This is a genomic window from Streptomyces sp. NPDC032940 (genome assembly GCF_040636935.1).
GTDB lineage: Bacteria > Actinomycetota > Actinomycetes > Streptomycetales > Streptomycetaceae > Streptomyces.
This window is the reverse complement of record NZ_JBEZVJ010000003.1, coordinates 160,586-174,953: the sequence shown is the minus strand read 5'-3', so window position 1 is coordinate 174,953 and position 14,368 is coordinate 160,586. Positions and strand designations below refer to the sequence as shown.

Below are 14,368 nucleotides of genomic sequence, written 5' to 3'. Positions count from 1 at the left end.
CGACGGTACCGAATCTTCCCGGGTGCACGCGCGTCTCCGCCGTCGGGTCCACCCGCTAACGTTGGCCGGATGAGCACCGAGGAGAAGTCCGCGGCCCCCCGGTCCCTCGCGGAAGCGCTCCGCGCGAGGGACGACGTCTCCCTGGCCGCCCTCCTGCGCAGCCGCCCCGATCTCATCACCCCCGTGCCCACGGACCTCACCCAGCTCGCCACCCGGGCCGGCACCCGTGCCTCGGTGGTGCGGGCGCTGGAGCGGCTGGACCGGTTCACGCTGCAGACGGCGGAGGCGCTGGCCGTGGCGGGGGACCCGGCGACGTACGGCGAGCTGCTCGGTCTCATGGCCGGTGACGACGGTGATCCGGCCGTCGCCGGCGCCCTCCCGCGGGCGGTCGCCCTGTTGCGCGAACAGGCCCTGGTGTGGGGCGGCGACGACCGGCTGCGGCTGGTGCGCACGGCGCGCGAGCTGCTCGCGCCCTCTGCGCAGCATCCGTCCCCGACAGGGCTGGGGCCCACCGTGCGGGAGGCCGCGGCGGGGATGTCGCCCGGGCGTGTCCAGGACCTCCTGACCACCCTCGGTCTGCCCTCGACGCACGACTCGGTCACCGCGCTGGCCGCGCTCAGCGCCCTGTTCACCGACCGGGAGCGGATGGCGGCCCTGCTGGCCGAGCTGCCGGCGGGCTCCGTGGAGGTGCTGGACCGGCTGGTCTGGGGCCCTCCCTACGGTCAGGTCACCCACGACCCGGCGCCCCACCTGCGGCAACTGCTGGACCGCGGTCTGCTGCTGCCGACCGCGCCCGGCACGGTCGTGCTGCCCCGGGAGGTCGCCCTGCATCTGCGCGCCGGCCGGGCGCACCGTACGACCGAGCCGGTGCCGCCGCCGGTGGAGGCCGTCGCCGCGTACCGTCCACAGGTTGTGGACGCCACCGCGGCGGGCCAGGCCCTCGCGGCGCTGGCGACCGTGGAGGAGCTGCTGAAGGACTGGCACGAGGGCGGCCCCGCGGTGCTGCGGGCCGGCGGGCTGAGCGTGCGGGACCTGAAGCGGACGGCGGTCGCGCTGGACGTGCCCGAGCCGGTCGCCGCGTTCTGGACCGAGCTGGCCTACGCGGCGGGGCTGCTGGCGTCCGACGGCGAGGCCGACGAGCGGTACGCGGCGACCCCGGCGTACGACGAGTGGCGGGAGCTGCCCGCCGCCGAGCGCTGGGCGCGGCTCGCCGAGGCGTGGCTGGCGGCCACCCGGACGCCGGGGCTGGTGGGCGGGCGGGACGCCAAGGACCGCACGCTCTCGGCGCTCGGCCCGAATCTGGACCGGTCGGCGGCGCCCGAGGTCCGGCACCGGGTGCTGGCCCTGCTGGCGGGGCTGCCGGAGGGTTCCGCACCGGCCGAGGAGTCGGTGCTGGCCAGGCTGCGCTGGGAGCGTCCGCTGCGCGGGCCGCGGCGGGACGGCGGGGACGGCCGGGAGGACGACCTGCGCACCCGGCTCGCCCGCTGGACGCTGGCCGAGGCGGAGCTGCTGGGCGTCACCGGGCGCGGCGCGCTGGCGGCGGCGGGGCGGGCGCTGATCGGCGCGCCCGAGCCGGCGCACCGGGCCGGGCCCCCCGAGGATTCCGCGGGGCCGGGCGCCAAGCTTCCCGTCCACCACCACCGCACGCCCGCCGCGCTGCCGTCGCCGAGCGCCGCCGAGCGGGCCGCCGCGTCCGCGGCCGCCGCCCGGCTGCTCGCGCCGTTGCTGCCCGAGCCGCTGGACCACGTGCTGCTCCAGGCCGATCTGACCGCGGTGGCGCCGGGTCCGCTGGAGCGTCCGCTCGCGGACACGCTGGGGGTGCTCGCGGACGTGGAGTCGAGGGGCGGGGCGACCGTCTACCGGTTCACGCCGGGCTCGGTGCGCCGTGCGCTGGACGCCGGCCGAACCGCCGCCGACCTGCACGCCTTCCTCGCCCGGCACTCCCGTACGCCGGTGCCGCAGCCGTTGACGTATCTGATCGACGACGTGGCCCGGCGGCACGGGCAGCTGCGGGTGGGGGCCGCCTCGGCGTACGTGCGGTGCGACGACGACGCGACGCTGGACGAGATCCTGGCCGACAAGCGGGCCGCCGGGCTCGGTCTGCGCCGGCTGGCGCCGACCGTGCTGGCGGCGGAGGCGGACCCGGCGGCGCTCCTCGAGGGGCTGCGCGCGATGGGGTTCGCGCCGGCCGCCGAATCCGCGGGGGGCGATGTGCTGATCTCCCGCGCCGACGCGCATCGCACGCCGCCGCGTGCGGCGCCGGAGCCCGTGCCGGACGGCCCGCCGGTGCCCGACGACACGCTGCTGACGGCCGCGATCCGCGCCGTCCGGGCCGGTGACCTGGCGTCCACGGCTCCGCGCAAGCCGGTCCCGGGCACCGGCGAGGGCACGCCGGCCGCGAACGGCGAGCTGCCGCGCACCGGCGCGGCCGAGACCCTGGCCACCGTGCAGGCGGCCGTGCTGACCGGCGAGGCGCTGTGGATCGGCTACGTGAACGCCGAGGGCGCCGCCAGCCAGCGCGTCATCGCCCCGATCCGGGTGGAGGGCGGTTTCGTCACGGCGTACGACCACACGGCGGACGAGGTGCGCACGTATCCGCTGCACCGGATCACGGGCGTGGCGGAGCTGGCCGAGGAGGGCTGATCCCGGCCGTCGTCCCGGGAGACCGGGGCGGCCGGGACTTCTCGGATCCGCCCCGGGTCAGCGCCGCAGGGCTTCGACGGGCTGGATGCGGGCGGCGCGCCAGGCGGGGTAGAGCCCGGCCAGCGCTCCGGTGGCGAGGCCGATCAGCGGCGCGGCGAGCACCGTCGTCGGCTGGATCACCGGCGTCCAGTCCCGGGCGACGGCGACGCCGACGACCGCGAGGACTCCCAGGGAGGTGCCGATCACGCCGCCCAGGGAGCCGAGGACGGCCGATTCGGTGAGGAACTGGGTGAGGACGTGCCGGGAGCGGGCGCCGAGCGCGCGCCGGAGTCCGATCTCCCCGGTGCGCTCCATGACGGCGACGAGGGTGGTGTTGGCGATGCCGACGGCGCCGATGAACAGGGAGACGGCGGCGAGGAGCAGGAACAGCTCGCCGAGGTCGTCTCCGACGCCGCTGCGCAGGCTCGTGGGGTCGGGCGGTGGTACGGCCTCGAAGTACTCGGGGTGGTCGGGGCGCAGCGCGTAGGGGACCTCGCGGGCCACCTGCTGGGCGGCGCCGACTCGGGTGGCAACGAGCATGTCCGCGCCGTCCTTGGGCGGGCCCCACAGTTCCTGGGCGGTGCTGCGGGGGACGATCACGGACAGCAGCAGGTCGGCCCGGCGCCGTACGTCGCCGACGATGCCGACGACCGTGAAGGCGTCGTCGCCGATGAAGACGGCCGGGCGGGTGTCGAGGGTGGTGATGCCGAGCCGGCTCGCCATGCCGGCGCCGAGCACGGCGACGCGTTGCCGGGTGGTGTCGTGCCAGGTGTCGAACAGGCGTCCCTGGCGCAGCCGGGGTTCGGCGGCCCGGACGGCGCCGGAGGATGCGGCCACGACCTGGATCTGCCGGCCGGCCGAGATGTCGGCGACCGGGGAGGAGCTCACCTGGCGGCCGTCGCGGAACTGCACGGGCCACAACACCCCGGCGTGCTCGACCCCGTTGAGCCGTTCGACCCGTCGGGCGGCGTCGTCGGGGAAGGCGAGCGGGACGAACTCGGTGTGCTCGCGGGCGACGTCGTGGACGGTGACCTCGGTGGCGGCGAGCATGGTGAAGCGGCCGTCGATCTGTGAGGCCGCGGTCGCGGTGAGGCCGAGCACGGCGACGAACGAGCCGACGCCCAGGACGGTGCCGAGGGCGGTGAGGGTGGCGCGGGCCGGACGCTGGAGGATGCCCACGGTGGCCTCGGCCAGCGCGTCCCGCCAGGAGAAGCGCGTGAGCGCGGTGGCCTCGCCGTGGCCGGGCCCGGTGGCCCGTGTTCGGCGGGTGAACCACGGCGGGTGCGGCAGGCGGCGCGGCGCGCGGGGCGTCACGCGGGTGCCCCCTGGGTCTGCGGCTCGGCGAGGACGCCGTCGCGGATGGACAGCGTCCGGGTGCCGCGCGCGGCGACCGCGGGGTCGTGGGTGATGACGACGATCGTCACTCCGTCGGCGTTCAGCTCCTCGAGCAGGCCGAGGACCTGTTCCGAGGTGGTGGTGTCGAGGTTGCCGGTCGGCTCGTCGCAGAGCAGCACCGACGGCGAGCCGACCAGGGCCCGCGCGATGGCGACGCGCTGCCGTTCCCCGCCCGAGAGGGTGGTGGGCAGGGCGTCGGTCCGGTGGCCGAGGCCGACCCGGGCCAGCACCTCGCGGGCGCGGGCCGTCCGCTCCCGGCGCGGGACGCGCTGGTACACGAGGGCGAGCTGCACGTTCTCCGCCGCCGTGCGGTGGGGCAGCAGGTGGAACGCCTGGAAGACGAACCCGATGCGCCGGCCGCGCAGCGCCGAGCGGGCCGCGTCGCCGAGCCGGCCGGTGTCGATCCCGCCCAGCAGGAAGCGGCCCTCCGTCGGGGAGTCCAGCAGACCGACGATGTTCAGGAACGTCGATTTGCCGGACCCGGAGGGTCCGACGACGGTCACGAAGTCCCCCTCGTGGACGGTGAGGTCGCACGGGAGGAGTGCCGTGACCGCGGGCGGTCCCGGGTAGGTGAGCGCGACCCGCTCCAGCGAGATCACCGGTATGGTCATCCGTCGCCTCCCGGTCCGGTGGCGGCGGCGCCGGTGACGGCCTTCTCGCCGGCCGCGAGCGTGGTCCCCGCCACCGGCCTGACCTCCACGTAGCCGTCGCCCGAGGCGCCGGTCGTCACCGGGACGCGCCGCCGGGTGCCGCCGGGTTCGACGACCGTCACCGTCGTGGCGCCGTCCGCTCCCGCGGAGATCGCGGACACGGGGACGACGAGGACCTCGCCCTTGGTGGCGGCCGTGCGGACGGTGAGCCGTACGTCCTGTCCCGTCATCGAGTCGGCGAGCGGTCTGTCCGGCGTCACGGTCACGGCGTAGCCGGGGGCCGTGCCGTCGCCGGGCGCGGCGTCCGCCTCCCGGCCGCCGCCGGAGGTGCCGGAGCTCTGGACGGGGTCCACGGTGTCCGCCACGGTGCGGACCTCGCCCTCGGCGGTGGTGCCGTCGAGTTCGGAGAGGATCTCGACGCGCTGGCCCGGCCGGACCAGTCCGCGCTGGCTGCGGGAGAGCGTGCCGGTCACCACGAGGCGCCCCGCCGAGATCGTCATCGCGCTGCCCGAGACCTGGTGGCCCACGACGGCGCCGACGGCGCTCACGCGGGCGGGGAGGCTCTGCACGTACACGACTTCGGAGGCGGGGAGCATCGGGCCGTTGCCGGCCTCGGTCTTCGCCAGGTCCTCCTGGGCCTGCTCCAGGTCCTCGCGGGCGCGGTCGGTCTCTACGGAGCGGTGGGCCGGGGACGCCGCCTCGGGCGCGTCGGCTCCCTTGCCGTCGCCGGAGCCGGCCGGCTGTCCGGTGGCCGGCTGTTCGGGTGCCGACCGGATGTCCTCGAGGTGGCGGCGGGCCTCGGTCACCGCGTCGCGGGCCTCGGCCAGGGTGGCTTCGCCGTCCGGGTCGGCGGGCAGCGGGTCGTAGCCGGCGCTTCGGTACAGGTCGCTCAGGGCGGCCTTGGTGCCGGCGCCGAAGTACCCCTTCCGGTCGCCGCCCACCGAGTGACCCGTCTCGCCCAGCGCCTGCTGGAGCTGGGCGACGTCCTTGCCCTCGACGCCCGGCTTGAGGTCGCGGTACACCGGCAGCGTTCCGCGCAGGGCGATGACGGGACGTCCGGAGACCTCGAGCAGGACCTTGCCCGGCCGGACGCTCTCGCCGGCCCGCACCCCGACCGCGGTGATCACGGCGCCGCCGACGCCCTCCTGCGCGGAGCCGGAGGGCGTGACGTCCACGGACTGCGACGCGGCGACCATGCCCCGGACGATCACGGAGTTGCGCAGGACGCGCTTCTCCACCGGGGCGGTCATCACGCTGGGCGGCGGAGCCGCGGTGTCGGCCGCCGCCTGCGCGGGCGACTTGACGACCCGCGAGGCGCCGATGCCCAGGCCCGAGACGGCGACGGCCCCGATCAGCGCGGTGACGAGCACGCGCCGCCGCCGGGCCAGCTGCCGGCCGGCGGACGGCGCGGTGCCGTCGTCCCCGACGAGGGTCACGGGCGGCTCAGCCACGGAGCGCCGCTTCCGCGGCCTTGACCGCCTTGCTGTTCCTGTCCTTCAGCTGTTGCAGGGCGAGCTGGTTCTCCTCGACCTGGCGCGCCTGGATCTCGGCGTCCACCCTGTGCCACACCGCGACGAGGTCCGTCTCCTTCTTGCAGTCGATGTCCGCGAGGGCGAGGGTGATCTCCTCCTGCGTCGGGTCGCCCGTGGCCTTCTCGGCGGCGATGTCGGCGGCGGCGAAGGGGTCGGCGACCGTGTAGCCCTTGCCCTTCATGCAGGCGGACCAGGCGCCGAGCGAGCTCCGTACGCGCGGGTCCTCCTGGGACCTGACCAGGCTCTCGTGGTCGAGCCGGGACGGCAGGGTGAAGTCGATGCGCGCACCGAGCTTGTCGAAGGCCTGCGCCTGGCAGCCGCCCTCCGGGACCTTCCGGCCCTTGTACGTGGACGGCGCGGCCTCGGCCCTCGGGTTGTTGCCCTTGCGTCCGGTCAGCACGGCGACCGCGGCGGGGGACAGCTGCGGCGGGGCCGGGTGCTCCGTCGCGTCCGGGGGCAGCTGGTAGCCGTAGGTGGCGGCCGCCGCCCGGTCGCTGAGCCCGTAGCGCCGCGGCATGTTCGCGTCGTCCGCGTTCGGCGGCGGGTTCACGCCCACCGGCGGGAAGACCACCGTGAAGCCGTAGCCGGCCATGCACTCCGTCTCGAGGGTGCGGGCGGCGCGCTCGATCGTCATGGAGTCCTGGTAGGTCTGCATGTACGGCTGCAAAGGAAGTGTCAGGCCCTTGACGAGCCCCGAGTCCGCCACGGTCTTCGGCCACTTCGACATGTCCCCGACCGCCGTGGACGTCCCCCCGGCGGCACCTCCGCCGCCCTCGCCGCCCGCGTCGTCCGTGGAGGACGAGCAGGCGGAGAGGCCGACGGACGCGGCGGCGGCGAGGGCCGCCACCGCGATCCGGAACCGGCGCCCGCCGTTACGCGAAGTGCAGCGAGGCATTGTTGTTCTTCAGCGTCGCGTCGAGGTTGGTGCTGGAGCCGCAGCCGTAGTAGTGCGGGATGGACTGGGAGTGTCCCGCGTAGCCCGAGTTGTAGTAGACGCGGTAACCGTCCACGGTCGAGCAGTTGTTGGCGGAGGCGGCGTTGTTCTTCACCGCCTGGCCGGCGCCGTCGCCCTGCCCCTTGAAGAACACGTAGACGTAGTGGACGGCCGTTGCCCCGTTGTAGGAGACGTATGTGCCCGCGAGGTCGTAGATGTTCCCGTAGAACTGGGCGAAGCTGCCCGACGGGTTGCCCTGTCCGGACACCGCCACCGAGTGGTAGTTGAGGATCAGGTCGCCCTCGCTGCAGTTCATGAAGGCGCAGTTGTCGCTGACGTACTCGGTGGTCGTCGCCGCGGCTGCCGGTCCCCCCGAGTACCCGACGGCCGAGACCGCGGACAGCAGGGCCGCGACGGCCAGACCCGCTCGTTTCGAGCGCATGGAACTCCCCCTCTCTCAGGCCGTTCCGGAGGCCTGAGACGGCGCCCGGAACGGTCCAGACCATTGTCCCGGTCGGGATCATGGTGCGTCATGAACGCGTCAGTCAAGGGCCTGTCTCATGGCCGGCAGAAATCGTTGTATGTGACATGTACCACAGGCGATTAATCAATTCCTGTGAAGAGCCCGGGTTGTTACTGTGCTTGCGCCGTTGACGTGTCTCCATCATTGATGGGTCGTCAGCTTCATAACTGCAAACGAAAGAAGCCGTGTTGAGACATCAGAGAACGGCTCGTGCGGGGATGGTGGGCCTCGCGGCCGCCGCAGTCCTGGCCGGGCTGATACAGAGTGGTGCGGCTCAGGCCGCCGCACCCCGGACCACCACCCCGGCGGCGAAACCGACGCCCGAACCCGCTGCCGGACCCGCCGGTTCGGGCCGGGTGGCCCGTCCCGACGAACAGCTCGGCAAGGGCTGGAACACGTCCGAGGACCGGGCCGTCACCGCCGCCGCCGACGCAGACGGCCTGCGCATCCTCACCGCCGAGTCCAGCACGGCGTACGCCTGGCAGACGGCGGCCGTCCTCAACGAGCCGGGCATGCCCGCCGACTCGTGGGTCGGCAACCAGTGCGTCATGGACGACTCGCACGTCGCCGCCGTGTACGCCCCGCGGGCCTTCACCAACAAGCCGGACCTCATGCAGGGCGGCGCGTTCACCGCGATCGTGAACACCGAGACCGGCGACGTCACGAAGCTGCCCTTCACCGCGACGCTCGCCTACTTCGACCCCACCTGCAACACCACCACGCACACCGCGGCGTTCACCCAGTACCGCGACATGAACGACGCGTCGGAGGTCAAGACGCGGGTCATCACCGTGGACACGGCCGGCAAGACGGTCCTGACCTCCGGTGAGCTGCGCGGCCAGGTCTCGTCGGCCGCCCCCGTGAAGGACGGTTTCGTCGCCGGCCTCGGCCGCGACCTCGTCCACATCGACGGGAAGGGGAAGACCCGCCGGCTCGCCACGGGCGACAGCATCCCCTTCGACATCCGCCCCCTGGCGGACGGCCGGGTCGGCTTCGTGGACCGCAAGGGCACGAAGAAGGCGCAGGCCAAGGTGTACGGCGGCAAGGGCACACCGAAGACGGTGGCCACCGGCCCGCTCGGCGACCTCGACCTGGCCCCCGGAGCGGACGGCCGCGCCTTCCTCACCGGCAAGGCCGAGAACGTGAACGTGGCGGGCACCGGCGTCACCGCGCTGGACGCCCCGGCCGACACCGCCGTCTCCTCGCACGGCCGCCTCGCCGTCGAGCCCGTCCTCACCCCCGGTGTCCGGGCCGGACTGACCCGCATCAAGGCGGTCGGCAAGGGCTTCGACAAGGTGGAGGAGCCCCAGGCCGGCGTGCGCGACCGCTCCGGCGAGTCCCCGGCGACCACCACCCGGGACGACACCACGCTGACCGTCACCTCGACCGCCACCACGACGGGCGAGAAGGTCGAGCAGCGGGTCGTCTCGACGGAGCCGCGCCTGGACGACGGTCTCTCCCCCGCCCTGACCGGCGGCACCGAGCCGCGGAAGCTGTCCCGCACCGGGGCCGCGACCACGGACGCGACCGTCTCCCACGACCCGCGCGACACCGACCGCTGGTGCTCCGTCTCCCGCAACGACATGAGCCTCCAGGCGCTCCAGCCGACGCCGAACCAGGTGGAGTGGGCGGTCGACATGGCCGTACGCGGTGAGCTGCGCGGCAACTGGCTCCGCCAGGGCGACTACCGCAACCAGGCCGGTCTCGGCACGATCGACCCGCAGGGCCTGTTCCCCCGCCCGGAGCTCAAGGGCGGCGGGCGCATCCCGGCCAACGTGCTGCTCGGCATCCTGGCGCAGGAGTCCAACCTGTGGCAGGCCGAGTCGGGCGCCATCCCCGGCCAGATGGGCAACCCGCTGGCCGCCGTCGACGGCTACTACGGCCACGACGCCAAGGACACCCTGCTCGGCTACTGGCGCATCAACTGGGACGACTCCGACTGCGGCTACGGCGTCGGACAGGTCACGGACGGCATGCGGCTGGCGGGCCACGAGAAGACCGGGGAGACGAGTCTCGACCCGTCGCTCCAGAAGATCATCGCGGTCGACTACGCCGCCAACATCGCCGCCTCCATGAAGATCCTCGCGGACAAGTGGAACGAGGTGCACACCGACGGGCAGCGGATCACGGTCAACAACGACGACCCCGCCCGGGTGGAGAACTGGTTCACCGCCGCCTGGAACTACAACCTCGGCTTCAACCCGCCGTCCGAGTCCGGCAAGAACGGCGGCCACTGGGGTCTGGGCTGGTACAACAACCCGGCGAACCCCATGTACAAGGAGGGCGCCTGGGACCACCCGTTCATGGACGTCAGCCTCGACCCCGACAACATCCGTGACGCGGCGCACCCGCAGTACTGGCCCTACGAGGAGAAGGTGATGGGCTGGTCCGCCTGGTCCATCGACACCGGTTTCTCCTACTCCACCGACGGCCGGCAGGACTGGCAGGGAGAGTCCGGGTTCTCCTCGGCCGGTTTCCAGCCGGCCTGGTGGCTGACCGTCCAGGACCGCAGCGCCGTCAGCCCGCAGCTGGACACGTTCTGCAACGCGAAGAACAACTGCAGCACCACCAGCCCGGTCGACTGCCCGGACGAGGCCTGCTACCGGCAGTTCTGGTGGAACCAGGAGAACGCCACCTGGAAGACCAACTGCGACCAGACGTGCGGCAACGAGAACATCAAGTACGTCACCCTGCGCTCCGAACCGGGCCGCGGATACCGGCTGAAGAACGGCACACCGGTGTGCGGCACCGCCCCCTCGGGCTCGGACGTCGTGACGTCCGTACCGAACGGCACGCAGACCTGGTCGACGTGCGGGGCGGCCTCGTCGACGGGCAGTTTCCAGTTCACGTTCTATCCGGACTGGGACGGCAACTACGAGGCGAAGGCCGACCTGCACTCGATCGGCGGCGGCCACGGCGGCCACTTCTGGTACACCCACACCCGTAACGAGGACCACCTCGGCGGCGACGGCAACCGGATGACGATCGACGGCACCTGGACGGCCGGCAAGTCCTACGACCTCGCGGCCGTGTACGCGTACATCCCCGACACCGGCGCGCAGACCCGGCACGCCCGGTACGTCATCGGCGGCGCCTCGGGCGGGCCGTACGAGCGGTACGTCGACCAGAACGCGAACAACGGCAAGTGGGTGTCGCTGGGCGCCTACAAGTTCACGTCCACGCCGAAGGTCACGCTGACCAACTTCACCAAGACGGGCACCGCCGACCGTGACGTCGCCTGGAACTCGGTGGCGTTCAAGCCGATCAAGGGCAGCTTCGTGCAGCGCTCCCTGTCGGCCGTGGCGGTCTTCGACCCGAACCAGGAGCTGAACTCCAACTGGCCGATCTCCACCGAGATCAACTCCCCGGTGCGGTCGATGAAGTCGCTCTACGACTGGGGCATGGGCCTCGCCTACCGGGGTCCGCTGTGGAACAACACCGAGGCGGACGCGTACGGCCTGTCCTACGAGGCGCGCTGCCCGACGGCACAGGCCGTCGGTGAGTGCACCGGGCAGAAGACGTGGGACGCGGCCGACGCCTGGGCCGCGGACATCAAGGCGGGCGGCTGGGAGCCGCGCGCCGACGGCTCGGCGCCCGCGATGTCGATCCCGGTCTGGATGGCCATGTCCAACCAGCGCCCGGACACGTCGAAGCCGGCGTCCGAGGCGTTCAAGGACCCCAACAGCTACAAGATCAAGTCCGATGTGCACGTGACCTTCGTGGTCGGCGAGGACGGGAAGATCGTCGACGGCAGCGTGGGCTCGGACTACCGCGCCCGCGTCGGCAACGCCCACCTCCCCACCTTCGTCACGAAGATCATGAAGACGATCGAGGCGGACTACGGGATCCCCGCGCCGGACATCGACTACACCACGCAGGACGCGCTGGAGTACGGCGACGTCCGCTCGTCGCGGCCGTACGAGGACGGGGACACGCCGGGGCAGGCGTACTTCCCGCACTTCCGCGGCGCGCGGCTGGACGACGCCAAGGAGTGCGTGGACTTCCGCGCCGTCGGCGGCGGCGTCCACGGCTACCGCGCGATGATCGGCCACAAGTACATCAACGACAACGTCAAGGCGTGGGTCGACGAGATCAACTCGAACCTCGAGACGAACTACGCGGTGAAGAACTTCGCCGGGGACGTCTACTCGATGTTCTTCAAGAACACCGGTTCGTGGAACAACAACATGTGGGGCTCCATGATCGGCAACGCCCCGCCGATCTGGCAGGACATCTCGGCCGCGTTCTGCGCCGACGGGTCCGTGAAGCCGACGCACCGGGAGGAGAACGGGGACGCCAACCCGCCGAACGGGATGGTCTTCCAGTCCTACATGCCCGACCTGTACGTGTACGTCGACGACCACATGACCGACAACCTCGGCCGCCCGTCGAACCACAAGGTCCACGGTGGTGACTGGAGGAACTTCTCCAACTTCCCGGCCACCGCTCCCAACGGCAACGCGTACGGTGTGTGCGAGTCGCGCCAACGCGGCAACGGGGGCAACCCGTGGGGTGTGGACGCCCCGGTCCCGTTCGTCGGTGACGGACCGGGGAACCGGCCCGACTGGGTGGTCCACTGCGACGAGCCGGAGAACAGGTTCACCGTCAACCTCACCCCGTAGGGGCCGAGCACACCGTGCTTCAATGCGGTGAGACGGGGAGGGGGCCGGTCCGCACGGACCGGCCCCCTCTTTCCCGTCCGATCAAGGGAGCGTTTCTCGTGGGCTTCTTGTACCTCGCCTTCTTCGGCATGTTCCTCTATCTGGGCCCCGCGATCCTTCTCTGTGTGAAGGTCGCGGCGCGCACGACCAGGCGGATGGGCTGGCTGATGGCCTTCGCGCTGATCGCCCTGCCCGCGATCGTGCTCACCGTCGGGGGAGTGATCGATGCCCGGCAGGCCGCGTCGTGACCTCGGTCACCCGGCCCCGTAATCCGCGCGATGGGCGACCATGGAGGGTGGCGCCCATCCCGCGGAGGTATGCATGTCCTGCCTGATCGTCCAGTCCGACAAAACCCTGCTCCTCGAGGTCGATCACGAGCAGGCCGACGACTGCCGCCGGGCCATCGCGCCCTTCGCCGAGCTGGAGCGGGCGCCGGAGCACATCCACACCTACCGGGTGACGCCGCTGGGCCTGTGGAACGCGCGGGCGGCGGGGCACGACGCCGAGCAGGTCGTGGACGCGCTCGTGCAGTACAGCCGCTACCCGGTGCCGCACGCGCTGCTCGTCGACATCGCCGAGACGATGGACCGCTACGGCCGCCTCACCCTCTCCAAGCACCCGGCGCACGGACTGGTCCTGACGACGACCGACCGGCCGGTGCTGGAGGAGGTCCTGAAGTCGAAGCGGATCGCCCCGCTGGTCGGCGCCCGCATCGACCCCGACACGGTGGTCGTGCACCCCTCCGAGCGCGGGCAGATCAAGCAGACGCTGCTCAAGCTGGGCTGGCCCGCCGAGGACCTCGCCGGGTACGTGGACGGCGAGGCGCACCCGATCGAGCTGGCCGAGGACGGGTGGGCGCTGCGCCCGTACCAGAAGCAGGCCGTGGAGAACTTCTGGCACGGCGGCAGCGGGGTCGTCGTCCTGCCCTGCGGCGCGGGCAAGACGCTGGTCGGCGCCGGGTCGATGGCGCAGGCCAAGTCGACCACGCTGATCCTGGTCACCAACACGGTCTCGGCCCGGCAGTGGAAGCACGAGCTGGTGAAGCGGACCTCGCTGACCGAGGACGAGATCGGCGAGTACAGCGGGACGAGGAAGGAGATCCGGCCCGTCACCATCGCGACCTACCAGGTGCTGACGACCCGCCGCAAGGGCGTCTACCCGCATCTGGAGCTGTTCGACTCCCGGGACTGGGGGCTGATCGTCTACGACGAGGTGCACCTGCTGCCGGCGCCGGTCTTCAAGTTCACCGCCGACCTCCAGGCGCGCCGCCGGCTCGGGCTCACCGCGACGCTGGTCCGCGAGGACGGCCGGGAGTCCGACGTGTTCTCGCTGATCGGCCCCAAGCGCTTCGACGCGCCGTGGAAGGAGATCGAGGCGCAGGGCTACATCGCGCCCGCCGACTGCGTCGAGGTCCGGGTCAACCTCACCGACTCCGAGCGGCTCGCGTACGCCACCGCCGAGACGGAGGAGAAGTACCGCTTCTGCGCGACGACGGCGACCAAGCGCAAGGTGACGGAGGCGATCGTGCGGCGCTTCGCCGGGCAGCAGATCCTCGTCATCGGCCAGTACATCGACCAGCTGGACGAGCTGGGCGAGCACCTGGGGGCGCCGGTCATCAAGGGCGAGACGTCCAACGCCCAGCGGGAGAAGCTCTTCGAGTCCTTCCGGCAGGGCGAGATCAGCGTCCTGGTCGTGTCGAAGGTCGCGAACTTCTCCATCGACCTGCCGGAGGCGACGGTCGCGATCCAGGTCTCCGGCACCTTCGGGTCGCGGCAGGAGGAGGCCCAGCGGCTGGGCCGGGTGCTGCGTCCGAAGGCGGACGGCCACCAGGCGCACTTCTACTCGGTGGTCGCCCGCGACACGCTCGACCAGGACTTCGCCGCCCACCGCCAGCGCTTCCTGGCGGAACAGGGCTACGCCTACCGGATCATGGACGCGGACGAGCTGCTGGCGGAGGGCTGACGTCCCGGCGCCGCCTCCCGGCCGCCGGC

9 protein-coding genes are annotated in these 14,368 nt (G+C 72.6%); 4 read left to right on the top strand and 5 right to left on the bottom strand.

Annotated elements, in window-relative coordinates; genetic code table 11:
• Positions 1 to 69 precede the first annotated feature (69 nt).
• Positions 70 to 2,643, top strand: a complete 2,574-nt coding sequence (locus AB0E77_RS05775; RefSeq protein ID WP_361566037.1) for a helicase C-terminal domain-containing protein — start codon at positions 70 to 72, stop codon at positions 2,641 to 2,643.
• A gap of 57 nt (positions 2,644 to 2,700) precedes the next feature.
• Here AB0E77_RS05775 and AB0E77_RS05770 read toward each other — a convergent pair whose 3' ends face one another.
• From AB0E77_RS05770 to AB0E77_RS05750, 5 genes are all read right to left on the bottom strand, one after another.
• Positions 2,701 to 3,876: an ABC transporter permease gene (locus tag AB0E77_RS05770; protein ID WP_361566670.1), complete on the bottom strand. Its 1,176-nt coding sequence runs from the start codon at positions 3,874 to 3,876 to the stop codon at positions 2,701 to 2,703.
• Positions 3,877 to 3,992: 116 nt separating this feature from the next.
• Positions 3,993 to 4,688: an ABC transporter ATP-binding protein gene (locus tag AB0E77_RS05765; protein WP_361566035.1), complete on the bottom strand. Its 696-nt coding sequence runs from the start codon at positions 4,686 to 4,688 to the stop codon at positions 3,993 to 3,995.
• Positions 4,685 to 6,178, bottom strand: coding sequence for a peptidoglycan-binding protein (locus tag AB0E77_RS05760; protein WP_361566032.1), 1,494 nt, complete (start codon positions 6,176 to 6,178; stop codon positions 4,685 to 4,687). Before AB0E77_RS05760 ends, AB0E77_RS05765 begins: the two co-directional genes overlap by 4 nt.
• Positions 6,171 to 7,154 carry a hypothetical protein gene (locus AB0E77_RS05755; RefSeq protein WP_361566029.1) on the bottom strand — a complete coding sequence of 328 codons (984 nt, stop codon included), beginning with the start codon at positions 7,152 to 7,154 and terminating at the stop codon, positions 6,171 to 6,173. The genes AB0E77_RS05760 and AB0E77_RS05755 overlap by 8 nt, the downstream gene beginning before the upstream one ends.
• Entirely contained in the window at positions 7,132 to 7,635 is a 504-nt protein-coding gene (locus AB0E77_RS05750) for a hypothetical protein (RefSeq protein ID WP_361566026.1), read from the bottom strand. The genes AB0E77_RS05755 and AB0E77_RS05750 overlap by 23 nt, the downstream gene beginning before the upstream one ends.
• Positions 7,636 to 7,901: 266 nt before the next feature.
• Here AB0E77_RS05750 and AB0E77_RS05745 point away from each other — a divergent pair, with 266 nt between their 5' ends.
• The 3 genes from AB0E77_RS05745 to AB0E77_RS05735 all read left to right on the top strand — a co-directional run bounded on the left by AB0E77_RS05745 (position 7,902) and on the right by AB0E77_RS05735 (position 14,339).
• Positions 7,902 to 12,338, top strand: a complete 4,437-nt coding sequence (locus tag AB0E77_RS05745; protein WP_361566023.1) for a hypothetical protein — start codon at positions 7,902 to 7,904, stop codon at positions 12,336 to 12,338.
• A 98-nt stretch (positions 12,339 to 12,436) separates the two neighbouring features.
• Positions 12,437 to 12,625, top strand: coding sequence for a hypothetical protein (locus AB0E77_RS05740; protein WP_361566020.1), 189 nt, complete (start codon positions 12,437 to 12,439; stop codon positions 12,623 to 12,625).
• A 73-nt stretch (positions 12,626 to 12,698) separates the two neighbouring features.
• On the top strand, positions 12,699 to 14,339 hold the full coding sequence (locus tag AB0E77_RS05735) for a DNA repair helicase XPB (RefSeq protein WP_361566017.1): 1,641 nt from the start codon (positions 12,699 to 12,701) through the stop codon (positions 14,337 to 14,339).
• Positions 14,340 to 14,368 lie beyond the last annotated feature (29 nt).

Excerpts from the sequence above, each read along its gene's own strand:
- AB0E77_RS05755 (WP_361566029.1), bottom strand. The coding sequence starts at position 7,154 with ATGCCTCGCTGCACTTCGCGTAACGGCGGGCGCCGGTTCCGGATCGCG.
- AB0E77_RS05750 (WP_361566026.1), bottom strand. The coding sequence starts at position 7,635 with ATGCGCTCGAAACGAGCGGGTCTGGCCGTCGCGGCCCTGCTGTCCGCG.
- AB0E77_RS05775 (WP_361566037.1), top strand. The coding sequence starts at position 70 with ATGAGCACCGAGGAGAAGTCCGCGGCCCCCCGGTCCCTCGCGGAAGCG.
- AB0E77_RS05765 (WP_361566035.1), bottom strand. The coding sequence starts at position 4,688 with ATGACCATACCGGTGATCTCGCTGGAGCGGGTCGCGCTCACCTACCCG.
- AB0E77_RS05735 (WP_361566017.1), top strand. The coding sequence starts at position 12,699 with ATGTCCTGCCTGATCGTCCAGTCCGACAAAACCCTGCTCCTCGAGGTC.